The 21,093-nt window shown below is 68.6% G+C and carries 21 protein-coding genes; 13 read left to right on the top strand and 8 right to left on the bottom strand.

The features are described 5' to 3' along the window. The first annotated feature begins 28 nt into the window (after positions 1-28). Positions 29-703: a ribulose-phosphate 3-epimerase gene (gene rpe / locus E4M01_RS02675; protein ID WP_135062381.1), complete on the top strand. Its 675-nt coding sequence runs from the start codon at positions 29-31 to the stop codon at positions 701-703. After that, the gene (locus tag E4M01_RS14630; protein WP_135062383.1) at positions 700-2,529 is read left to right on the top strand and encodes a heparinase II/III family protein; all 1,830 of its coding nucleotides are present in this window, start codon (positions 700-702) and stop codon (positions 2,527-2,529) included. Before rpe ends, E4M01_RS14630 begins: the two co-directional genes overlap by 4 nt. Before the next feature lie 6 nt (positions 2,530-2,535). Here E4M01_RS14630 and dnaQ read toward each other — a convergent pair whose 3' ends face one another. From dnaQ to E4M01_RS02645, 5 genes are read right to left on the bottom strand one after another with little or no spacing between them, the layout of a single operon-like run. Beyond that, positions 2,536-3,264: a DNA polymerase III subunit epsilon gene (gene dnaQ, locus E4M01_RS02665; RefSeq protein ID WP_135062385.1), complete on the bottom strand. Its 729-nt coding sequence runs from the start codon at positions 3,262-3,264 to the stop codon at positions 2,536-2,538. 6 nt (positions 3,265-3,270) lie between these two features. Continuing rightward, entirely contained in the window at positions 3,271-3,912 is a 642-nt protein-coding gene (coaE, locus tag E4M01_RS02660) for a dephospho-CoA kinase (protein ID WP_135062387.1), read from the bottom strand. Beyond that, the gene (locus E4M01_RS02655) at positions 3,909-4,700 is read right to left on the bottom strand and encodes a shikimate dehydrogenase (RefSeq protein ID WP_135062389.1); all 792 of its coding nucleotides are present in this window, start codon (positions 4,698-4,700) and stop codon (positions 3,909-3,911) included. Before E4M01_RS02655 ends, coaE begins: the two co-directional genes overlap by 4 nt. Then, a complete protein-coding gene (locus tag E4M01_RS02650; protein ID WP_256359979.1) occupies positions 4,697-5,302 on the bottom strand; it encodes a nucleoside triphosphate pyrophosphatase in 606 nt (201 codons plus the stop codon). Before E4M01_RS02650 ends, E4M01_RS02655 begins: the two co-directional genes overlap by 4 nt. After that, positions 5,299-6,168: a pyruvate, water dikinase regulatory protein gene (locus E4M01_RS02645; protein WP_135062391.1), complete on the bottom strand. Its 870-nt coding sequence runs from the start codon at positions 6,166-6,168 to the stop codon at positions 5,299-5,301. The genes E4M01_RS02650 and E4M01_RS02645 overlap by 4 nt, the downstream gene beginning before the upstream one ends. Positions 6,169-6,649: 481 nt before the next feature. Here E4M01_RS02645 and hemE point away from each other — a divergent pair, with 481 nt between their 5' ends. The 11 genes from hemE to E4M01_RS02590 all read left to right on the top strand — a co-directional run bounded on the left by hemE (position 6,650) and on the right by E4M01_RS02590 (position 16,908). Continuing rightward, the gene (gene hemE, locus E4M01_RS02640) at positions 6,650-7,684 is read left to right on the top strand and encodes a uroporphyrinogen decarboxylase (RefSeq protein ID WP_135062393.1); all 1,035 of its coding nucleotides are present in this window, start codon (positions 6,650-6,652) and stop codon (positions 7,682-7,684) included. Then, positions 7,681-8,733, top strand: a complete 1,053-nt coding sequence (gene hemH / locus E4M01_RS02635; protein WP_135062395.1) for a ferrochelatase — start codon at positions 7,681-7,683, stop codon at positions 8,731-8,733. The genes hemE and hemH overlap by 4 nt, the downstream gene beginning before the upstream one ends. Continuing rightward, on the top strand, positions 8,730-9,194 hold the full coding sequence (locus E4M01_RS02630) for a CopD family protein (RefSeq protein WP_135062397.1): 465 nt from the start codon (positions 8,730-8,732) through the stop codon (positions 9,192-9,194). The genes hemH and E4M01_RS02630 overlap by 4 nt, the downstream gene beginning before the upstream one ends. A 205-nt stretch (positions 9,195-9,399) precedes the next feature. Next, positions 9,400-10,815 carry a transcription termination factor Rho gene (rho, locus tag E4M01_RS02625; RefSeq protein ID WP_135062399.1) on the top strand — a complete coding sequence of 472 codons (1,416 nt, stop codon included), beginning with the start codon at positions 9,400-9,402 and terminating at the stop codon, positions 10,813-10,815. A 72-nt stretch (positions 10,816-10,887) separates the two neighbouring features. After that, on the top strand, positions 10,888-11,112 hold the full coding sequence (locus E4M01_RS02620; protein ID WP_135062401.1) for a DUF6489 family protein: 225 nt from the start codon (positions 10,888-10,890) through the stop codon (positions 11,110-11,112). A 40-nt stretch (positions 11,113-11,152) separates the two neighbouring features. Continuing rightward, a complete protein-coding gene (gene mnmE, locus E4M01_RS02615) occupies positions 11,153-12,457 on the top strand; it encodes a tRNA uridine-5-carboxymethylaminomethyl(34) synthesis GTPase MnmE (RefSeq protein ID WP_135062403.1) in 1,305 nt (434 codons plus the stop codon). Positions 12,458-12,526: 69 nt separating this feature from the next. Continuing rightward, positions 12,527-14,389, top strand: coding sequence for a tRNA uridine-5-carboxymethylaminomethyl(34) synthesis enzyme MnmG (gene mnmG, locus E4M01_RS02610; RefSeq protein WP_371682910.1), 1,863 nt, complete (start codon positions 12,527-12,529; stop codon positions 14,387-14,389). Positions 14,390-14,439: 50 nt separating this feature from the next. Further along, positions 14,440-15,006, top strand: a complete 567-nt coding sequence (gene rsmG / locus E4M01_RS02605) for a 16S rRNA (guanine(527)-N(7))-methyltransferase RsmG (RefSeq protein ID WP_135062779.1) — start codon at positions 14,440-14,442, stop codon at positions 15,004-15,006. A 7-nt stretch (positions 15,007-15,013) separates the two neighbouring features. Then, a complete protein-coding gene (locus tag E4M01_RS02600) occupies positions 15,014-15,817 on the top strand; it encodes a ParA family protein (RefSeq protein WP_135062777.1) in 804 nt (267 codons plus the stop codon). Between the two features lie 19 nt (positions 15,818-15,836). Further along, positions 15,837-16,718 (top strand): ParB/RepB/Spo0J family partition protein, encoded by an 882-nt coding sequence (locus tag E4M01_RS02595; protein ID WP_135062407.1) that lies wholly within the window; start codon positions 15,837-15,839, stop codon positions 16,716-16,718. Between the two features lie 4 nt (positions 16,719-16,722). After that, entirely contained in the window at positions 16,723-16,908 is a 186-nt protein-coding gene (locus E4M01_RS02590) for a hypothetical protein (protein WP_135062409.1), read from the top strand. Between the two features lie 10 nt (positions 16,909-16,918). On the opposite strand, the gene holA is transcribed toward E4M01_RS02590, so the two are convergent. Genes holA through leuS form a run of 3 tightly spaced genes read right to left on the bottom strand, consistent with a single transcriptional unit; the run spans position 16,919 to position 21,045 of the window. Further along, positions 16,919-17,971 carry a DNA polymerase III subunit delta gene (holA, locus tag E4M01_RS02585; RefSeq protein ID WP_135062411.1) on the bottom strand — a complete coding sequence of 351 codons (1,053 nt, stop codon included), beginning with the start codon at positions 17,969-17,971 and terminating at the stop codon, positions 16,919-16,921. Positions 17,972-17,989: 18 nt separating this feature from the next. Beyond that, complete coding sequence (lptE, locus tag E4M01_RS02580) at positions 17,990-18,472, bottom strand: LPS assembly lipoprotein LptE (RefSeq protein ID WP_135062413.1); 483 nt, start codon at positions 18,470-18,472, stop codon at positions 17,990-17,992. After that, positions 18,469-21,045: a leucine--tRNA ligase gene (gene leuS, locus E4M01_RS02575; protein ID WP_135062415.1), complete on the bottom strand. Its 2,577-nt coding sequence runs from the start codon at positions 21,043-21,045 to the stop codon at positions 18,469-18,471. Before leuS ends, lptE begins: the two co-directional genes overlap by 4 nt. Positions 21,046-21,093 lie beyond the last annotated feature (48 nt).

The following is a 21,093-nucleotide window of genomic DNA, read 5'->3' as shown; positions in this document are numbered from 1 at the left end:
CGCCGTTTCCGGGTCCTAAGCGGGGGGCATGAGCGCGCCCCTGATCTGCCCGTCCATTCTCGCCAGCGATTTCGCCCGACTGGGCGAGGAGGTCCGCGCCATCGAGGCTGCGGGCGCCGACTGGGTCCATGTCGACGTGATGGACGGGCATTTCGTGCCCAACCTGACCATCGGCCCCGACGTGGTGAAGGCCCTGAGGCCGCACAGCAGCCTGCCGTTCGACGTCCATCTGATGACCGCGCCGGTCGACAACTGGCTGGAGGCCTATCGCGAGGCGGGCGCCGACATCCTGAGCATCCACCCCGAAAGCGGACCGCACACGCACCGCACCCTGGGCCGCATCCGCCAGCTGGGCGCCAAGGCCGGGCTGGTTCTGAACCCCGCCACGCCTGTCGCGATCCTGGAAGAGGTGGTCGAGGCCGTGGACGTGGTGCTGATCATGTCGGTCAATCCCGGCTATGGCGGCCAGAAGTTCATCGACGCCTCGACGCGCAAGATCGAGCGGGTCCGCGCCATCCTGGACCGCGTCGGCTCGCCGGCGCATCTGCAGGTCGACGGCGGCGTGACGGTGGACACCATCGGCGCCTGCGTCTCGGCCGGGGCTGACGCGCTGGTCGCGGGCACGGCCGTGTTCAAGGGCGGTGCGGACGTCTACGCCGCCAACATCGCCGCGCTGAAAGCCGCCGGGAGCGGCCGCGCGTGAGCCCCTTTGGTCCCTTCGCCGAGCGCCCGGAGGGGACGCCTGACCCCATCCCTCAGCCATCGCCCGCCACCGCCATCCCCGGATTGCGCGGCGCGCCGGTGCGCACCCCGGTGAAGCCCGGGCGCAATGGGCCCGGGCCCGGCCTGTGGCCCGCCGTCCTGGGTCGTCTGGTCACGCGCCAGATGTGGATCGAGCTGTACGGCCTGCCTGGCTACGGCCTGACCCTGGGCGGCGGCCGAGCCATGGGCTTCGCCGCCTCGCCGCGTGATTTCCGGCCGGTCGATCCGGCGCCGGGCAAGACCGTTCTGTCCGGCCGTTTCGCCCTGGCCGGCGCGACGCTGGAGGCGGCCGAGCCCAGCGACCCCTGGAACCGCCCCAGCCCCAGCCGCCCCTTCGCGGTCCAGCTGCACGCCTTCGCCTGGCTCCCGGCGCTGATGCTTCAGGGCGACCGCGGTGCACGCGAGGCCATGCGCCTGGCCCTGAGCTGGAGCGATCAGTTCGGCCGCTGGTCGCCGTTCGCCTGGGAGCCCCGCATCCTGGCCCGGCGCGTGCTGAACCTGTCCTGCGCGGCGCGACGCATGGGCCAGGCCGGCAGCGAGCCCGAGCGCCAGCGCCTGGCCGACAGCCTGACGCGCCAGGCGCGCCAGCTGCTGCGTCCGCCCGGCGCCCTGGCGGTCAAGGCCGAGCGCTATCTGGCGGCGGCGGTGGCCGGCTGCGTCCTCAGCGGGGGGCCGGGCGCCTCGATCCGCATGCGGGCGCTAAGGAAGCTGGAGCCCGCCCTGGCCGCCACGGTCCTGGCCGACGGAGGCCATGCCTCGCGCAGCCCGGAGGCCGGGCTCGAGCTGCTGTTGGACCTTCTGACCCTGGACGACGCCCTGGCGCAGCTGTCGCTGCCGACGCCGCAGGGCGTGGGGCAGGCCATTGAGCGGCTGACGCGCGCCCTGCGCCTGCAGACCCTGCCCGACGGCCGCCTGGCCGGTTTCCAGGGCGGCGGTCCCTCGACAGCCGAGCGTGTGGCCGCGGCCCGCGCCCATGACGAGGCCGACGTGGAAGACGGCGCGGGCGAGGTCGGCGGCCTGATGCGTGTCTCCAGTCCCTTGATCACCCTGATGGCCGACGCCGCGCCGCCCGCGACGGGCGCGTGGAGCGAAGCCGCCTGCGCCCAGCCGCTGGCCCTGATCGTCGCCTGTGGGCGTGACCGCCTCTTCACCGGCTGCGACTGGACCCCGGCGGCGGCGGATCGACAAGCCCTGCGCCTGTCGCCCGGCCACTCCACCCTGACCCTGGGCGAGCAACCCCTGGCCGAGCCTTTGGGCGGCTGGGCGGGCGACCTTCTGGGGCCGCGCCTGGTCGGCGGTCCTTTCGCCGTGCGCGCATCGCGGCAGCAGGGCGACGGGGCCGTATGGCTGGAGCTGGAACACGACGGCTGGCTGCCGGGCTTTGGCCTGGTGCATCAGCGCCGCCTGTATCTGGATCAGCGGCTTGACGAACTGCGGGCCGAGGAGCGTCTGCATCCGCCCGCCGAAGGGCCGGTCGGCGCCCGCCCGATCGCCGCGCCCTATGCCGTGCGGTTCCAGCTGGAGCCGGGCGTGCAGGCGTCGCTGTCGCGCGACCGGCGCTCGATCCTGCTGCGGGGCGCCTCGGGACGCGGCTGGTGGTTCCGCACCGACGGGCCGGATGTGGCGATCGAGCCGGCGGTTCATGTCGACGAGGGCCTGACGCGTCGGTCGCTTCAGATCGTGGTGCGCGGCTCGGCCCGCACGGACGCCGAGACCAAGGTGCGCTGGAAGCTCAGCCCCGCCGGCGCCGCCGACGATCCGCACTGATCGGGCTCAGGCGGCGGCCTCGGCCGGGGCGACCTCCAGGCCATAGGCGGCCCACAGGCTGGCGTCCTTCACGACGTCGCGCACGAAGGCGGCGTGGGCCAGATGCTCTTCGGGCGTGCCCAGGGGCGACAGCGGGCGCGGGCGAGGCCCATAGGCGCGCGGCCCGGTCTGGCCGACATCGGATCCGGTCGACCGCGCGGCGCTGAGATCCAGCACCCGCTCCTTGCCGCCCTTGAGCTCCAGATAGACCTCGGCCAGCAGGCGGGCGTCGATCAGGGCGCCGTGCAGGGTGCGTTCGACCAGAGAGATCTTGAACCGCTTGCACAGGGCGTCCAGCGAGTTGGCCATGCCCGGAAAGCGTTTCTGCGCCAGCTGCAGCGTGTCGATCCAGCGGGCCTCGCCGGTGATCGGATGATTGCAGCGGCCGCACTCGAAATCGATGAAGTTGCGGTCGAAGGCGGCGTTGTGGGCGATGATCTGGGCGTCGCCGATGAACTCCATCAGGTCGCCCACGATCTGGTGGAATTTCGGCGCGTCGCGCACCTTGTCGTCGGTGATGCCGTGCACGCGGATGGCGTCGGGCGGGATCAGACGCTCGGGATTGACGAAGCGGTGGAAGGTCCGACCCGTCGGCAGCAGATCCTCGATCTCGATACAGCCGACCTCGATCAGCCGGTCGCCCGTGCGCGGGTCGAAGCCGGTGGTTTCCGTATCCAGAACGATCTCGCGAGCCATGGCCTCTTAATGGGGCCGTTCGGGCTCTGACGGAAGGGTTCGGCGCGGGGGTATCCACCGTGGCGACAGCACCTCGGCCACGATTTCGGCCACGCGGGCCTCGGCGGCCTGACGCCCCAGGCTGGTGTCGATCACATAATCGGCGAGGCGGCGCTTTTCGGCGTCAGGCGTCTGGCGCGCCAGGATGGCGTCGAAGCGCTCGCGCGTCATGCCGGGGCGCGCCAGGACGCGCTGGGCCTGGATGTCGGCGGGGGCGGTGACGACCACTACGGCGTGAACCGCCTTGTCTGCCCCGGTCTCGAACAGCAGGGGAATGTCCAGAACCGCCAGCCGCGCCCCTCCATCAGACGCCGCCTTCAGCTCATCGGCTCGGCCCTGGGCGACCAGCGGGTGGACTATGGCCTCCAGCCTCGCAAAGGCCTCAGCGTCCTGACCCAGGGCGGCGGCAAGGCGATCGCGATCCACGCCGCCGTCGACGATGACGCCGGGAAAGGCCTGGGCGATGGGCCCCACGGCCGCGCCGCCGGGCGCGTAGAGACGGTGCACGGCCTCGTCGGCGTTCCACACCAGGGCGCCGTGACGGCGAAACATGGCCGTGGTGGTCGACTTGCCCATGCCGATGGAGCCCGTCAGGCCGAGCACGATCATGACGCCAGCGCCTCCAGCGCCAGGGCGCGGACATTCATGTCGGGCGGCGCCATCCCGAACAGGGCTTCGAACGACGGCCGGGCCTGGCCGATCAGCATGGCCAGACCGTCGACGCCGGTCAGGCCCCGCGCGCGCGCCTGAGCCAGGAATGGTGTCTCCAGCGGCCGGTAGGTCATGTCCATGACCACGGCGTCGGCCGGCAGGGCGTTCATATCCAGGGCGGGGGGGACGCTCAGCGCATTGACGACCAGCCGGGCCGTCGTGAGCGCTTCGGGGGTGACGACCCGCGCGCCCAGGTCCTGGGCCAGGCGTTCGGCGCGTTCGGCCGTGCGGTTCAGCACGCCGACCTCGGCCCCCGCGGCGACCAGAGCCTGGACCGCCGCCCGAGCCGCGCCGCCCGCGCCCATCACGACCACCGACGCCGCCGACAGCGAGATGTGAGGCGCCTGGTCCGCCAGTGCGATCAAAAGCCCCTGGCCGTCCGTGCTGTCGGCGACGATCCGACCGCCCTCGAACACCAGCAGATTGGCCGAACCGCAGGCGCGGGCTGTGGGTGAGACGGTGTCGGCCTCGGACAATGCCCGCTCCTTCCACGGGGCCGTGACGTTCAGGCCGCGCAACCGCCCGGCGCGGCCCTCGTCCAGCATATGGCTGAAATCAGCCTCGGTCTCGCAGGGGTGCGCCTCATAGGCGCCGTCCAGACCCGCCGCCGAGAGCCACGCCGTGTGGATCAGCGGGCTCAGCGAATGGGCGATCGGCCAGCCGACGACCCCGGCGCGCACCGTCATGCCGCGATCACCCCGGCGCGCCGCAGCTCGGCCAGCACGGGCCACAGCGGCAGACCCAGGACGGTGAAGTAGTCGCCGTCGATCCGCTCGAACAGCTGGGATCCCAGGCCCTCCAGCCGATAGCTGCCGACACAGGACAGCAGAGCCTCGCCCTCTGCCGCCAGATAGCCGTCCAGAAAGGCGTCGGAGAAGTTTCGCACCCGCATCGTGGCCGTATCGACGCCGGACCAGACGATCTGGCCGTTGCGCGCCAGGGCGGCGCCGGAATGCAGGGCGTGCGGCCGGCCGCGCATGGCCGACAGGCGAACGCGGGCGGCGTCCAGGTCCGTCGCTTTGGAGACCAGGCCGCCGTCGAACGCCAGGGTCTGATCCGCGCCCAGCACCCAGGCCTCGGCGTCATGACGCGACACCGCCAGGGCTTTGACCTGGGCCAGTTCGACGGCCAGGCCGGCAGGGTCGACGCCCGGCCGTTTTAGGGCCTCCTCGTCGACATCGGCGACCTGCACAAAGAAGGGCACACCCGCCTCACGCAGCATGGCCTGACGCGCGGCGCTCTTGGAGGCGAGGATCAGGCGCTCGGCGCGTTCGATCAGCGCGCTCACCAGCTGGCTCCCAGACGATGGGTCCGGCGCTCGCTCAGCAGATTGACGATGGCGGCGGCGGTCTCCTCGACCGAACGGCGGGTCACATCGATGGTCGGCCAGCCGCGCCGCTCGAAGGCGCGCCGCGCCTTGACGGTCTCGTCGCGCACGGCCTCGTGGTCGACATAGGCAGAGGCGCTATGCGCGTTCAGGCCGTCCAGGCGGTTGCGGCGGATTTGCACCAGACGGTCCGGCGAGACCGTCAGGCCGACCACCAGCGGATTACGCAACGCCGTCAGCCGCTCGCCGTCCTCCTGGCCCGGGACCAGGGGCACGTTGGCGGCGCGGATTCCCCGGTGGGCCAGATAGATGCAGGTCGGCGTCTTGGACGTGCGCGACACTCCGCACAGCACCACGTCCGCTCCCTCCAACTGGTCCAGAGTGCCCTGTCCGTCGTCGTGGGCCATGGCGTAGTCCAGGGCGGCGATGCGGTTGAAATAGTCATGGTCCAGGGCGTGCTGGGCGCCGACCCGGGTCGACAAGGCCGCGCCCAGATAGCGTGACAGGGCGCCCACCAGCGGATCCAGCGCCCCGATCTGCGGCATGTCCAGCCGTCGGCAGCCTTCCTCCAACTGCTCGCGCAGCTCGCGGTCGACGATGGTGTGCAGCACCACGCCCGGCGCGGACGCGATCTCCTCCAGCACCCGCTCCATCTGCTTCTCGGAGCGGACCAGCGCGTAGATGTGCTCGATGGGGATGACGCCGTCGAAGCGGGCGGTGACCGCCTTGGCCATGGCGTTCAGCGTCTCGCCGGTCGAGTCCGACACCAGGTGCACATGGAAATAGGTGGCCAGCCGTCCACCGGGGCCGCTGCGCGACGGACTCATAAGGTTCGCTCTTCTGTGGACATGACGGTTGAGCCTCTGACGCGCCGCAGGGCGCCGTTTCCTCTTAGCCGGATGAAGGCTCGCCCGCGACCCGCCGATCCTGGGGACGGGCTCGGAAAACCCGACGGCTTGAACCGCGTCCATCCACGGGCGGACAATCCCGCATCGACACGTCGGGCAAACCCTAATGAAAGCCTAACGGCGCCCAGGGTCCACAGGCGCTGGACGTCGGCTTGGCCCCGACACACCGGGCTCGTCTGCCCGATCGCCCTCACATGCCCACAGGGCGGCGCCCAGGCCGCGGACCTGGGAAAACCCTGGGATAAGCCCGGCATGACCGGTGGGTCCGACCGGAGTCATCCCCGCCATCCCCGGCCCCACACCTCTGCTTCCAATCCTTTCAATTCTTGAAAGGGAGAAAGAGGGAGCCTGCGACGGAGACGCCCTTGAGGCTCGGTTCATCGGGTCGTAGATGGCGTTCATGACAACGCCCGCGCTGATCCGTGTCCTTCGGGGCGAGACGCTAGACCGGCCGCCGGTGTGGTTCATGCGCCAGGCTGGGCGGTACCTGCCTGAGTACCGGGCGCTGAGGGCCACGACCTCGGGCTTCATCGATTTCTGCATGACGCCGGACAAGGCCGCCGAGGCGACCCTTCAGCCCATGCGGCGGTTTGGTTTCGATGCGGCCATCGTCTTCGCCGACATCCTGCTGATCCCCGGTGCGCTGGGTCAGGAGGTCTGGTTCGAGGCCGGTGAAGGGCCTCGGCTGGGCGCCATGCCGTCGGTCGAGAGCATGCGCGACAAGGCCCAGGGCGCCGGAGAGGCGCTGAAGTCCGTCGGCCAGACCCTGTCGATCGTGCGCGACAAGCTGGAGCCGGAACGGGCCCTGATCGGCTTCGCCGGCGCGCCCTGGACGGTGGCCACCTACATGCTGGACGGCGAGGCCCGCACCATCGGCAAGGGCGAGCGGGCCACGGCCCGCACCTACGCCTACGCCCAGCCCGAAACGGTGGACGCCCTGCTGGCCGTGCTGGTCGAGGCCACGGCGCATTATCTGAAGATGCAGGCGGATAGCGGCGCCCAGGTGCTCAAAGTGTTCGAGAGCTGGGCCGAGGGTCTGCCGGACGATCTGTTCGAACGGCTGGTGCTGCGGCCGCACCAGGCCCTGGTCCGCCGGGTGCGCGAGCTGGGCGTGACCGTTCCGTTGATCGGTTTCCCGCGCGGGTCGGCGGCGCTGGCTGAGCGTTATGCTCGCGAAACGGCCTTCGAAGCCGTGGCGCTGGACACGGCCTGCCCGCTTGAAGTTGGCAAGAGGGTGCAGGCGATCAAACCCATCCAGGGCGCCCTGGATCCGCTGCTGTTGAGAGCAGGCGGCCCAGCGCTGGATCGGCGCATCGATCAGCTGATGGAGGCCTGGGGCCAGGGGCCGTGGATCTTCAATCTGGGCCACGGCATCTTGCCGGACGTGCCCATCGCCCACGTCGAGCGGGCGCTGCGTCGGATCGGCGCCCAATGAGCGGCCGCCGTATCGCCGTCGTCCTGTTCAACCTCGGCGGCCCGGATGACCAGGCGTCGGTAAAGCCTTTTCTTTTCAACCTGTTCAATGACCCGGCCATCATTGGCCTGCCCGGCATCGCCCGCACGGCGGTGGCCCGGTTGATCTCAAGCCGGCGCGAGAAGAGCGCCCAGGCCAACTACGCCCTGATGGGCGGCGGATCGCCCTTGCTGCCCGAGACGCGCACCCAAGCCGAGGCGCTGAAGGCTGCGCTGGGCCAGCGGATGGCCGGGGCGGACGTCGGCGTCTTCATCGCCATGCGCTATTGGAACCCGCTGACGGAACGAACGGCTGCCGAGGTGGCGGCCTTTGCGCCCGACGAGATCGTCCTGCTGCCGCTCTATCCGCAGTTCTCGACGACCACGACGGCGTCGTCGCTGAAGAAGTGGAACGAGGTCTACGCCGGCCCCGGCCGTAGCCGCACCGTCTGCTGCTATCCGGCTGCGGACGGCTGGATCGAGGCGCAGGCGCAGGCGGTCATCGGCAAGCTGGACGAGGCGGGCGACGCGCCGGTGCGCGTGTTGTTCTCGGCCCACGGCATTCCCGAGAAGCTGGTCAGCGGCAAGGGCGATCCCTATCAGGAGCAGGTCGAGACGACCGTGGCCGCCGTGGTGGCGCGCATCGAGGCGCTGCGCGGATCGATCCATCATGCCCTCTGCTATCAGAGCCGGGTCGGCCCGCTGAAATGGCTGGGCCCGTCGACACCCGAGGCGATCGAACAGGCCGCCCGAGACAAGGTGGGCGTCGTGGTCACTCCCGTCGCTTTCGTGTCGGAGCACATCGAGACCCTGGTGGAGTTGGACATCGAATACGCCGAACTGGCGCACGAGCACGGCGTCAGCCCCTATCTGCGCGCGCCGGCCGTGGGCGCCGGGCCGCTGTTCATCGACACACTGGCGGACGCCGTCACCGAGGCCCTGGGCCGCGAGGGGACACGACCTTTTGGTCCCGGCTGTCAGGGACGCTGGAAGGCCTGTCCCTGTCAGGCTGAACGCAAGGATGCGGCATGAGCGTCTATGACCTGGTTCGCGGTCTGCACATTCTGGCCGTCATCGCCTGGATGGCCGGCCTGCTGTTCCTGCCTCGCCTGTATGCCTATGACGCCGAGCAGCGCGACAAGCCCGAGCCGCTGCGCAGCGAGATGCAGACGCTTCTGCGCGCCTGGCAAACGCGGCTGCTGCGCATCATCCTGAACCCGGCGATGATTTTGGCCTGGGCGTTCGGTCTGTGGCTGATCCACATCGACACCGTCGCGCGGGGCTGGACCTTCTTGCTGGAGCCCTGGATGCTGACCAAGCTTCTGGGCGTGCTGCTGCTCAGCGGCTGGCACGGCTTCCTGTCCGCCGAGCGCAAGCGGATCGCGGCCGGGACCTCGGTGCGGACTGGCCGGTTCTGGCGCATGACCAATGAAATCCCCTTTGTGCTGGCCATCATCATGGTGCTGTCGGTCACTCTGGAGTGGACCTTCTGACAAGCGGCTGCGCTTGACCTGAAGGGGTGTTTCGTGGTTCCGCTGACAATGCCGTTCCAGCTTGGGGCGGACCCCGCCTTTTCGTGACGCCTGTCCCCTTGAGCGGACCGGAGACCGTCGCGCCTCCCTTTCGGCCGCGAGGCCGCATAATCCGACTTCCAGTCCATCGCCGGCGCCGCTGCGCCGCGCGAGCGTGAGCCTGCACATGACCGACGTCCGCGACACCGACAACACCGCCCCCGAAGCCGAGACCCTGGACGAGCAGGTCCAGACCGAAGCCGCGGGCGAAGATCAGGGCAACGCTGTGATCGACCAGGAAGCCGACGACGAGGAAGACGGCGATCCTGTCGTCCCTTCCGGCCGCATCACCCTACAGGAACTGAACGAGAAGACGCCGGCCGACCTAGTCGCCTTCGCCGAACAGCTGGAGGTCGAGAACGCCTCCAATCTGCGCAAGCAGGACCTGATGTTCGCCATCCTCAAGGCCTTGGCCGAGGAAGAGGTCGAGATCATCGCCGACGGCGTGCTGGAAATCCTGCCGGACGGCTTTGGCTTCCTGCGCAGCCCCGACGCCAACTACCTGCCGGGACCGGACGACATCTATGTTTCCCCGTCGCAGATCCGCCGTTTCGGCTTGCGCTCAGGTGACACGGTGCACGGCGCTGTGCGGGCGCCCCGCGAGGGCGAGCGCTACTTCGCCCTGCTGAAGTGCGACACCATCAACTACGAAGACCCCGAGGCCGTCCGCACCAAGGTCCTGTTCGACAACCTGACGCCGCTCTATCCCGAAGAGCGGCTGAACATGGAGATCCAGGATCCGACGCTGAAGGATCGTTCGGGCCGGGTCATCGACATCGTCGCCCCGCTGGGCAAGGGCCAGCGCTGCCTGATCGTGGCGCCGCCACGCGTCGGCAAGACGGTGATGCTGCAGAACATCGCCAAGTCGATCGAGGCCAACCACCCCGAGGTGTCGCTGATCGTCCTGCTGATCGACGAACGCCCCGAAGAAGTCACTGATATGCAGCGCACGGTAAAGGGCGAGGTCGTGGCCTCGACCTTCGACGAGCCGGCCACCCGCCACGTCGCCGTCGCCGAAATGGTGATCGAAAAGGCCAAGCGTCTGGTCGAGCACAAGAAGGACGTGGTGATCCTGCTGGACTCCATCACCCGTCTGGGCCGCGCCTACAACGCCACTGTGCCGTCGTCAGGCAAGGTGCTGACCGGCGGCGTCGACGCCAACGCCCTGCAACGGCCCAAGCGCTTCTTCGGCGCGGCGCGCAACGTGGAGCAGGGCGGCTCGCTGACTATCATCGCCACGGCGCTGATCGACACCGGCAGCCGCATGGACGAGGTGATCTTCGAAGAGTTCAAGGGCACTGGCAACTCCGAGATCGTGCTGGACCGCAAGGTCGCCGACAAGCGCATCTTCCCGGCGATCGACGTGCTCAAGTCCGGCACCCGGAAGGAAGACCTCATCACGCCGAAGGATCAGCTAGCCAAGACCTATGTCCTGCGGCGCATCCTGAACCCGATGGGTCCGCAGGACGCGATCGAATTCCTGCTCGACAAGCTGCGTCAGTCAAAGAACAATTCGGACTTCTTCCAGTCGATGAATACATAAATAGGCCCGAACGCCTCCGCGCTGCGGGAGGCTGCTTGAGGGCCTGTTTCACGTGAAACAGGAGCGCGCCGCATGAAGATGAATGTAGAAGTGGACTGCACGCCAGCCGAAGCGCGCGCCTTTCTGGGTTTGCCGGATGTCACGCCTCTGAACGAGGCCATGGTCGCCGAGATGCAGAAGCGGATGCAGGCCAATGTCGCGGCCATGCAGCCCGAAGAGCTGATGAAGACCTGGACCAGCTTCGGGCTTCAGGCCCAGGACCAATTCCGCCGTCTGATGGAAGCGGCGGTCAAGTAGTGAACCGCCGCCTCCCCACGATGTGGGGAGGGGACAATCAATGACCGACACCATCTTTGCGCTCGCTACGCCGCCCGGTCGCGGCGCCATCGCGGTCATTCGCCTGTCAGGGCCGGGCGTTGAAGAGGCGCTCTCGGGCCTGGGCGCCGGCGGACTAAAGCCGCGTCAAGCGTCCGTGCGGGACCTTGCGCACCGCGGCCGCCCGATCGATCAGGCGCTGGTGCTCAAGTTTGTGGCCCCGCGCAGCTTCACCGGCGAGGACGTGGCCGAGCTCCATCTGCATGGCGGACGCGCGGTCGTCGAAGCGGCCACCGAGGCCCTTATCGTTCTCGGCCTACGCCCTGCGGAGCCTGGCGAGTTCACCCGTCGCGCGTTCCAGAACGGCAGGATGGACCTCGCCCAGGCCGAGGCGGTCGCGGATCTGATCGACGCCGAGACGGCGGCCCAGCGCGAGCAGGCCTTGGGTCAGTTGGATGGAGCGCTGTCCGCCGCCTACGCCGGATTTCGTCGCGACCTGCTCAAGGCCCTTTCGCTGGTCGAGGCCGAGATCGACTTTCCCGATGAAGAGGTGCCCGACCATCTGGCCGCGACGGCGGGGCCGGTTCTGGATGCCTTGGCCGACGACCTTCGCCGCGCCTTGGGCGATGCGGATCGCGGACGGCGCGTGCGAGAGGGCTACCGGATCGTGCTGATCGGAGAAACGAACGCCGGCAAGTCCTCGCTGTTCAACGCCCTGGTCGAGCGCGAAGCCGCCATTGTCACGCCCATCGCTGGGACCACGCGCGATGTGCTGGACGCCGAACTGGTGATCGGCGGCTATGCGGTGACGCTGTCCGACACTGCGGGCCTGCGTGACAGCGATGACTTGGTGGAGGCGGAAGGCGTACGGCGCGCCCGCGCGCGGGCCGAGGCCGCCGACTTGCGGCTATGGGTCCGGGCGCCCGGCGACGCGGACGGCGCCGCCGCCGCTTTTGCTCGGCCGGATGATCTCGTCGTGCGCACCAAGGCCGACTTGGCGCCGCCCTCGGCCGATCGGCCGGACGAGGTGTCCGTCTCGACCGCTACGGGGCAGGGGCTGGCCGAACTCCACGATTGGATCGCTCGCCGCCTGGCGCGGGATTTGTCCGGCGCGGACTTTCCGGCGGTGACGCGAGAGCGCCATCGGCGCCGTCTGGTGGAGGCGCTTGAGGCGGTCGATGCAGGGCGTCGCGCCTTGGACATCGCACCCGAAATGGCCGGCGATGATCTCCGCCGGGCCGCGCTCGCCCTCTCTCGGGTGACTGGTGAAATCGGAGTAGAAGATATTCTGGGCGAGGTCTTCTCGACCTTCTGCATCGGCAAATAGCCTGTTTCACGTGAAACGATCCCACAGCCTCGGTGGCGGGACCCGTCCACTTCGACTATGTCAGCGGCCATGAACGCTTTCGACGTCATCGTCATTGGCGGCGGCCACGCCGGCTGCGAGGCTGCGGCCGCCTCGGCGCGCGTTGGCGCGCGCACCCTGCTGCTGACCCAGAAACTCGAAACCATCGGCGAGATGAGCTGCAACCCCGCCATCGGCGGTCTGGGCAAAGGCCATCTGGTTCGCGAGATCGACGCGCTGGACGGACTGATGGGGCGGCTGGCCGATGTGTCCGGCATCCAGTTCCGCATGCTCAACCGCTCCAAGGGCGCAGCAGTGCGCGGTCCGCGCAGCCAGATCGACCGTCGCCTGTACCGCGAAGCCATGCAGGCCGAACTGGCGGCCACGCCCAATCTGACGCTGAAGGGCGCGACGGCCGAGAGGCTGATGCTGGAGGGCGACCACGTCGTCGGGGTGGTGACCGGCGAGGGCGAGGAAGTGCGCGCGGGCGCCGTCGTTCTGACGACCGGCACCTTCCTGAACGGCGTCATTCATCGCGGCGAAGAGCGGATCGCCGCCGGCCGTTTCGGCGAGGCGCCCTCGACCGGCTTGGCCGCCGATCTGTATGGCGCGGGCCTGAGCATGGGGCGGCTGAAGACCGGCACGCCCGCGCGCCTGGACGGCCGAACCATCGCCTGGGACCGTTTGGAGATGCAGCAGGCCGACGCCGAGCCTGTGCCTTTCAGCTTCCTGACCGACCGCATCGATGTGCCTCAGATCGCCTGCGGCGTGACGCACACGACGGAGGAAACGCACCGGATCATCGCCGAGAACCTTGGCGAAAGCGCCGTCTACGGCGGGCGGCTGTCGGGTCGCGGCCCGCGCTATTGTCCCTCCATCGAAGACAAGGTCGTCCGCTTCGCCGACAAGATCTCGCACCAGATCTTTCTGGAGCCCGAGGGGCTGGACGATCCAACCGTCTATCCCAACGGCATCTCGACCTCGGTGTCCGATGAGACCCAGCTGAAGTTCCTGCGCACCATTCCGGGACTGGAAGCGGTGGAGGTGTTCCGCTTCGGCTATGCGATCGAATACGACTATGTCGACCCGCGCGAACTGACGCTGGCGCTGGAGGTCAAGGCGCGGCCAGGCCTTTACCTGGCCGGACAGATCAACGGCACGACCGGTTATGAAGAGGCGGGCGCGCAGGGGCTGATGGCGGGGCTGAACGCCGCGCGCTCCGCTGGCGGACAGGCCCCCGTCATTCTCGGCCGTGACCAGGCCTATATCGGTGTGATGATCGACGATCTGGTGACGCGCGGCGTCACCGAGCCGTATCGCATGTTCACCAGCCGGGCCGAGTATCGGCTCAGCCTGAGGGCCGACAACGCGGATCTGCGGCTGACGGGGCTGGGCGTCGAGATTGGCGTCGTTGGGACCGCCCGCGCCGTTGCCTTCGAGGCCAAGCGCGCGGCTGTCGCCGAGGCCCAGGCTTTTGCCCGCGATATCCGCCTGACGCCAAATGAGGCTCAGGCTCTGGGCGTGTCGGTCAACGCCGACGGTCAGCGGCGTTCGCTTCGGGATCTGCTGGCCTATCCGGGCGTCGACCTGACGCGGTTCGAGGGTCGCTGGCCGGCGATCGCCGACTGGTCCGCGACCGTGCGCGAGCAGGTCGAAATCGACGCGGGCTACGCCGGTTATCTGGATCGCCAGGCGGCCGACGCCGAAGCGCTGCGCCGTGACGAAGGCCTGTCGCTACCTGCGGGTCTGGACTATGCGGCGATCGGCGGTCTGTCCAACGAGGTTCGAGAAAAGCTGGAGCGGGTCAGGCCCCAGACGCTGGGCCAAGCCGGTCGGATCGAGGGCATGACGCCCGGAGCGCTTACCGCGCTGCTGGCCCACGTTCGCCGCGGCGCCACCGAGGCGGCGGCGTGAGCGCGGACCGCGCCGCCTTTCAATCCCGCTTCCGCTGTTCTGATGAGACGATGGCGGAGCTGGATCGGTTTCTGGTCCTGCTGACCCAAGCCAATGCCGTTATGAACCTAGTCGGTCCCGACAGCCTGCCGGACTTCTGGAACCGCCACGCGCTGGATAGCGCGCAACTGCTGGAACACCAGCCCGAGGCTTTGACCTGGGCGGACCTGGGTGCGGGGGCGGGGTTCCCCGGCGTGGTCTTGGCGATCCTGTTGAAGGCGCGCGCGGGCGGTCACGTCTGGCTGATTGACAGCTTGGGCAAGCGTTGCCGCTTCCTGGATCAGGTCGCGGACGAACTCAAACTTCCGGCCACCGTCATCAACGGCCGGGCCGAGGATCAGGCCGTAAAATGCCAGGTCGTGACAGCGAGGGCCGTCGCGCCGCTCGATAAGCTGCTGGCTTATGCACAGCCGTACTTCCAGCGTGGTGCACAAGGGCTGTTTCTCAAGGGAGAGAAGGCCGACAGTGAGTTGATCGCCGCCCGCCGAGTCTGGCATTTCGAAGCGGAGCTGAAGCCGTCGTTGAGCGATGCGCGCGGTCGGATCGTTTCCATACGGAGCCTGAGACGTGCCCGATAACACGCCCCTGCCGCCCGTCTCGCCGCGCGTTTTGGCTGTCTCCAATCAGAAGGGCGGCGTCGGCAAGACCACGACCGCGATCAATCTGGGCACGGCCTTGGCGGCGATCGGCGAGCGCGTGCTGATCGTGGACATGGACCCGCAGGGCAATGCTTCCACCGGTCTGGGTGTTCCACGTGAAACACGGCGTGTCACCATCTACGACGTGGTGGTGGATGGACGCTCAATTCAGGACGCCGCCGTGCAAACGGCCGTACCGGGTCTGTCCATAATCCCGGCCGACGCCGATATGTCGGGCGTGGAAATCGAGCTCAGTCAGGCGGATAGACGCTCCTATCGTCTACGCGACGCCCTGGCGGCGCAGGACCGCGCGGGTCAGACCGGGTACGACTATGTGCTCATCGACTGCCCGCCGTCGCTGAACCTGCTGACGCTGAACGCCATGGCTGCGGCGGACGCGGTCTTGGTGCCGCTTCAATGCGAGTTCTTTGCACTCGAGGGTCTGAGCCAGTTGATGAAGACCATCGAAATGGTGCGTCACAGCCTGAACCCGGCGCTGGAGATTCAGGGTCTGGTTCTGACCATGTACGATCGTCGCAACGCGCTGTCGGGCCAGGTCGCCAACGACGTGCGGGCGCACTTCGGCGACAAGGTCTATGACTCTGTCATCCCCCGAAACGTGCGGGTGTCGGAGGCGCCGTCGTTCGGCAAGCCCGTTCTGATCTACGATCTGAAATGCGCGGGCAGCCAGGCCTATCTGCGCCTGGCCCGCGAAGTCGTGGCGCGCGAACGCCAGCGCCGCGCCGCCTGAAGCCTTGAAAGGAACCGCCATGTCCGAACGTCAGAGAGGCCTCGGCCGGGGCCTGGCCGCCTTGATGGGCGAGCAGGACGCCGCGCCCGCCGCCGGCGCCCAGACGACGACCGAAAGTGTGCGGCGCGCGCCGATCGAACGTCTCAAGCCCAATCCTGATCAGCCGCGCAAGATCTTCCAGCGCGAAGATCTGGACGAACTGACGGCTTCGATCCGCGACAAGGGCGTGCTGCAGCCGATCCTGGTTCGCGCCCAGCCCGGCGAGGAGGGCGTGTGGCAGATCATCGCCGGCGAACGGCGCTGGCGCGCGGCCCAGGCGGCGCGTCTGAAGGAAGTGCCGATCGTCGTCCATGAGATGGAGGACAGCGACGTTCTGGAAGCCGCCATCATCGAGAACGTGCAACGCGCCGACCTGAACCCGGTCGAGGAAGCGAACGCCTATTCAAACCTGATGGAGCGGTTCGGCCGCAGCCAGGACGCCCTGGCCGGCGTGGTCGGCAAGAGCCGCAGTCACGTAGCCAACACCCTGCGCCTGCTGCAGCTGCCGATCTCGGTGCTGAATCTGGTGATGGAGGAGAAGCTGACGGCCGGCCACGCGCGCGCGCTGATCACCGCGCCGGACCCCAAGGCGCTCGCCGATGTGGTCCTGTCCAAAGGGCTCAACGTGCGTCAGACCGAGGCCCTGGCGCGACAGGCGGCCGAGGGCCCGAAAACGCCGCGTCCGAGCAAGGCTAAATCTTCGGACGGCGACGCCGACATCGCCGCGCTGGAACAGGATCTGGCCGACGCGCTGGGCCTGAAGGTCGCGCTCAGCGACAAAGGCGGCAAGGGCGAGCTGACGTTGCGCTATGGATCGCTGGAGCAGCTCGACGAGTTGTGCCGTCGACTGATGAAGGGCTGACCCCATGACCGACACCGACAAGGCCCAGGCGCTCGACGCCCTGAAACGCGCGCTGGCGGCCAAGAAGGCGGGCGTGTCGGCCCCCGGGAAGCCGGGCAAGGCGCCGGTCGGCGGGACCGAGAAGTCGATGCAGCGTCAGGCCGCAGCAATGAACAAGCCGGCCTTCCGCAAGGCCTCCAAGCGGGGCTAGAAGCCGGGCTTTACAGCCCCAGGCGACGCCCGCGCGCGGCGATCTCCAGCAATAGGCGCTCGGCGATCAGTTGGTCAGGCTGGCCTGTCGTCTTGGACGCGACATCGGCGGCGTTGACGCTGTCCTGCACCTCGTCGAGCATTTCCAGCCGCCAGCCGCGCGCCTGACGCAGCATTTCGGCTTCCTGTTTCCAGAAGACGCCGGCCGCCTTGGCGGCCTCCTTCGCGCCTGCGCCGCTCTGTTGCAAGATATTGATTCGACGAAGCTTCCCGAGGTGAAGCGCGGTCATGCGCACGGCCATGACAGCACTCTCGCCCTCGGCGAAGGCGCGGCGCAGGCCGGCTTGGGCAGGACCGGGCCGCGCGCCGAAGGCCTGGAGCGCGGCGTCCGACAGAGAGGCGTCCGGCTCGACGCCCAGGTGCTGCTCCAGTTCTTCGGGACCAATGCTGCGTCCTGAGCCGGGTCCGATGAACAGGGCCAACCGCTCGATCTCTTGGCGCATCAGACCACGCTCGCGGGGCAGGCGGGCGACGAACATCTCCAGCGCGTCCGAGGTCAGGCCCACCTTGTCGGCGGCGAGGGCCTCGCGTGTCATGCGCGACACATCCCCGACCTCGTCTTCATAACAGGCGATCGAGACGGCGCCCGTGGCCTTTTCCGCCGCCTTGCGCAGCGCGGATTCCCGCCCCAGCGCTCCGGCCTCGATCACCAGCATGGCGTCGGGGTTGAAGCCGCCGTCGGCATGGATCGTCAGGGCGGCGGCCAGGGCCTTGTCGACGCCCGGTTTGCCGTCGCTCAGTCGCACCCGCACCAGGCGCCGACCGCCCATCAGGCTCATGGCGGTCAGGGCGTCCTCCAGACGCGCCGGATCGTTGTCGATGTCGGTCTCGGTCAGCAGGGTGACGTTGAACGGGTCGTTGAGGTCCGGCGTCACCGTCTTGGACAGAACCACCGCCCGCTCGCCCACGCCGGAGCGGTCTTTGCCGTGGAAAAGAGCCGCGCGGACGGCGGGGTCCGGTGACTTGAGGAAGCGATCGACCTCGGGCCGCTTGGCCAGGATCATGGCGTCACCGCTCCCGGCCTAGGGCTGGCCGACGGCGAGCGCCCGCATGAGGTCCAGCCGGATCAGTCGGGCCAGTTCCGCAGCGGCGCGATCCTCGCCGTCCTGCTGGGCGGCGATGGCGGCATAGGGCTGGTCGGCCGCGGCATAGGTGACGGTGGCTGTCTCTGTACCTGTCAGCGCTTCGCCGCCGCTGGCGGGGGTGAGGGTCCAGACCGCGCGCACGGTCAGTTCATAGCGGCTGGCGGTGTCGTCGATGCGGCGACCCAGAGGACGGCGCTGCGCATCCAGGACCGTTGAGAGGGCGTAGGCCGACGGCGCGGTCCGGTCATAGCCCAGGGCGTCCTCCAGCTGCTCGCGCAGCCGATACCCCAGCCGGTCGTCCGGCGTGCTGACCGTGATGCGAGACAAGCCGCCCGCTACTCCGAGGTCCCCATAAAGGGGCGTGAAGCCGCAACCCGACAGAGCTACGGAGGCCGCCAGAATCGCCAGTGCGCGCCTCATCCGGCCACCAGATTGACGATGCGGTCGGGCACGACGATCACCTTGCGGACCGAGAGGCTGTTGGCGGCAAGGTAGGCCTGAACGGCCGCATTGGCCAGCGCCGCCTCTTCCACCGCCTTGGGGTCTGCACCCTTGGGCATGACGATCTCGCCGCGACGCTTGCCGCCGATCTGGATCGGCAGGGTGACCTCGTCATCGGCGGCCAGGGCGGGGTCGTAGACGGGCCAGGGCGCATTCAGGACCATGCCGTCCTCACCCAGGCGGGCCCAGCATTCCTCGGCCAGGTGGGGCGTGAAGGGGGCGACCAGGCGCGCCAGGGCCGACAGGGCCTCGCGGCGGGCCTCGGCGTCGGCACCGGCGTACTGACGCACGGTGGCGACGAAGGCGTAGAGCTTGGCGATGGCGGAGTTGAAGCGGAAGCCCTCGACCCCGTCCGACACGGCCTTGATGGCCTTGTGCGTTTCGCGGCGCAGGGCGGCGCCAGCGGCCGCATCGCCGGACTGAGCGGCGTCGAAGCCGTCGAACTCGGCCCAGACGCGCTGGACGAAGCGGCTGGCGCCCTCGACGCCGCCGGTCGACCACTGCACGTCACGCTCGGGCGGGCTGTCGGACAGGACGAACAGGCGGCCGGCGTCGACGCCATAGGCCTCGATGATATCCTGCGGGGCCACCACGTTCTTCTTGGACTTGGACATCTTCTCGATGTCGCCGATCGAGACCTGGGCGCCCGTCGACAGCCGGGTGGCGACACGCTGGCCGTCGACCGTCTCGATGCGCACGTCCGAGGGCTCGATCCAGCGCGGCTTGCCGTTGTCAACGCCGTCGAAATAGGTCTCGTGGACCACCATGCCCTGGGTGAACAGGCCGGCGAAGGGCTCCTTCACGTCCATCAGGCCCGCGTCCGTCAGGGCGCGGCTAATGAAGCGAGCGTAGAGCAGGTGCAGCACCGCATGCTCGACCCCGCCGATGTACTGATCGACCGGCAGCCAGCGGGCGGCGGCGGCGCGGTTGATCGGATCGGCCGCCTTGGGATCGGCGAAGCGGGCGAAGTACCAGGAGCTGTCGACGAAGGTGTCCAGCGTATCCGTCTCGCGCCGGGCGTCGCCCCCGCACGAGGGACATTTGACGTGCTTCCACGTGGGGTGGCGGTCCAGCGGATTGCCGGGCACGTCGAAGGTGACATCCTTGGGCAGTTCGACCGGCAGCTGGTCGGCCGGAACCTCGACGGGACCGCAGGCCTCGCAGTGGATGATCGGGATGGGGCAGCCCCAATACCGCTGGCGCGACACGCCCCAGTCACGGAGGCGATAGATGGTCGCGCCCTGACCCTGGCCAGTGGCTTCGATGCGGCGCACGGCCTCGGCCTTGGCGGTCTCGATGTCCAGCCCGTCCAGGAAGTCGGAATGGAAGATCAAGCCGGGGCCGGTGTAGGCTTCCGATCCCACGGAGAAGTCGTCGCCCGCGCCCTCTGGCCGGACGACCGGGATTACGGGCAGATCGTATTTGTGGGCGAAGTCCAGATCGCGCTGGTCGTGCGCGGGACAGGCGAAGATCGCACCGGTGCCGTATTCCGACAGGATGAAGTTGGCGATCCAGACGGGAATTTCCTGGCCGGTGAAGGGGTGCACGACCTTCAGGCCGGTGTCGCGCCCGATCTTTTCGGCCTGTTCGATCTCGGCCTGGCTGGAGCCGCCCTTGCGGCAGTCGGCCACGAAAGCGGCGATGGCCGGATCGGCTTCGGCCAGCTGTTTGGAGATCGGATGGTCAGGGGCCAGCCCCATGAAGCTGGCGCCGAACAGGGTGTCGGGCCGGGTGGTGTAGATTTCCAGCCCGCTTTCAAAGCCCGCCGGCGCGTCGCCCGCCCAGGCCCAGGTCATCTGCAGACCCTTGGAGCGGCCGATCCAGTTCTCCTGCATCAGCCGGACCTTGTCGGGCCAGCGGCCTTCCAGCTCGGTCAGGCCCTCGATCAGATCATCGGCATAGTCGGTGATGCGCAGGAACCACTGGTTCAGCTTGCGCTTCTCGACCACGGCGCCCGAGCGCCAGCCGCGGCCGTCGATGACCTGTTCATTGGCGAGCACGGTGTTGTCGACCGGATCCCAGTTGACCACGCCGTCCTTGCGATAGACCAGGCCGCGCCGACACAGCTCCAGGAACCAGGCCTGCTGCTTTCCGTAGTAGTCGGGGTCGCAGGTCGCGAACTCGCGCGACCAGTCCAGCGACAGGCCCAAAAGCTTCAGCTGTTCGCGCATGTTGGCGATGTTGGACCAGGTCCAGTCGCCGGGATGGACGCCGCGCTCCATGGCCGCGTTCTCGGCCGGCATGCCGAAGGCGTCCCAGCCCATCGGGTGAAGAACGTCGAAGCCCTGGGCCCGCTTGTGACGCGCCACCACGTCGCCCATGACGTAATTCCGAGCGTGCCCCATATGGATGTTCCCGCTGGGATACGGAAACATTTCAAGCACATAGTACTTTGGACGACCCGTATCCTCGTTGGAGACGGAAAAGGCGTCGGCGTCCGCCCAGCGGGCCTGCTGGCGAGGTTCGGCGGTCTTGGGCTCGTATCGGGCCACGGTCAGTCCTGAAGCGTCGGCTCAGGCGCTGAGCCCTGAAGCCGGCCC

This window comes from Brevundimonas sp. MF30-B, from assembly GCF_004683885.1.
Lineage (GTDB): Bacteria > Pseudomonadota > Alphaproteobacteria > Caulobacterales > Caulobacteraceae > Brevundimonas.
Note: the sequence above shows the minus strand (reverse complement) of the source record. Positions and strands in the feature narration are given on the sequence as shown.

Excerpts from the sequence above, each read along its gene's own strand:
- hemE (WP_135062393.1), top strand. The coding sequence starts at position 6,650 with ATGACAACGCCCGCGCTGATCCGTGTCCTTCGGGGCGAGACGCTAGAC.
- dnaQ (WP_135062385.1), bottom strand. The coding sequence starts at position 3,264 with ATGGCTCGCGAGATCGTTCTGGATACGGAAACCACCGGCTTCGACCCG.
- lptE (WP_135062413.1), bottom strand. The coding sequence starts at position 18,472 with ATGAGGCGCGCACTGGCGATTCTGGCGGCCTCCGTAGCTCTGTCGGGT.
- rsmG (WP_135062779.1), top strand. The coding sequence starts at position 14,440 with ATGGCGGAGCTGGATCGGTTTCTGGTCCTGCTGACCCAAGCCAATGCC.
- E4M01_RS02620 (WP_135062401.1), top strand. The coding sequence starts at position 10,888 with ATGAAGATGAATGTAGAAGTGGACTGCACGCCAGCCGAAGCGCGCGCC.
- holA (WP_135062411.1), bottom strand. The coding sequence starts at position 17,971 with ATGATCCTGGCCAAGCGGCCCGAGGTCGATCGCTTCCTCAAGTCACCG.
- hemH (WP_135062395.1), top strand. The coding sequence starts at position 7,681 with ATGAGCGGCCGCCGTATCGCCGTCGTCCTGTTCAACCTCGGCGGCCCG.
- E4M01_RS02645 (WP_135062391.1), bottom strand. The coding sequence starts at position 6,168 with ATGAGTCCGTCGCGCAGCGGCCCCGGTGGACGGCTGGCCACCTATTTC.
- E4M01_RS02595 (WP_135062407.1), top strand. The coding sequence starts at position 15,837 with ATGTCCGAACGTCAGAGAGGCCTCGGCCGGGGCCTGGCCGCCTTGATG.
- mnmE (WP_135062403.1), top strand. The coding sequence starts at position 11,153 with ATGACCGACACCATCTTTGCGCTCGCTACGCCGCCCGGTCGCGGCGCC.
- coaE (WP_135062387.1), bottom strand. The coding sequence starts at position 3,912 with ATGATCGTGCTCGGCCTGACGGGCTCCATCGGCATGGGCAAGTCGACC.
- rpe (WP_135062381.1), top strand. The coding sequence starts at position 29 with ATGAGCGCGCCCCTGATCTGCCCGTCCATTCTCGCCAGCGATTTCGCC.
- E4M01_RS02655 (WP_135062389.1), bottom strand. The coding sequence starts at position 4,700 with ATGACGGTGCGCGCCGGGGTCGTCGGCTGGCCGATCGCCCATTCGCTG.
- rho (WP_135062399.1), top strand. The coding sequence starts at position 9,400 with ATGACCGACGTCCGCGACACCGACAACACCGCCCCCGAAGCCGAGACC.
- mnmG (WP_371682910.1), top strand. The coding sequence starts at position 12,527 with ATGAACGCTTTCGACGTCATCGTCATTGGCGGCGGCCACGCCGGCTGC.
- E4M01_RS02590 (WP_135062409.1), top strand. The coding sequence starts at position 16,723 with ATGACCGACACCGACAAGGCCCAGGCGCTCGACGCCCTGAAACGCGCG.
- E4M01_RS02630 (WP_135062397.1), top strand. The coding sequence starts at position 8,730 with ATGAGCGTCTATGACCTGGTTCGCGGTCTGCACATTCTGGCCGTCATC.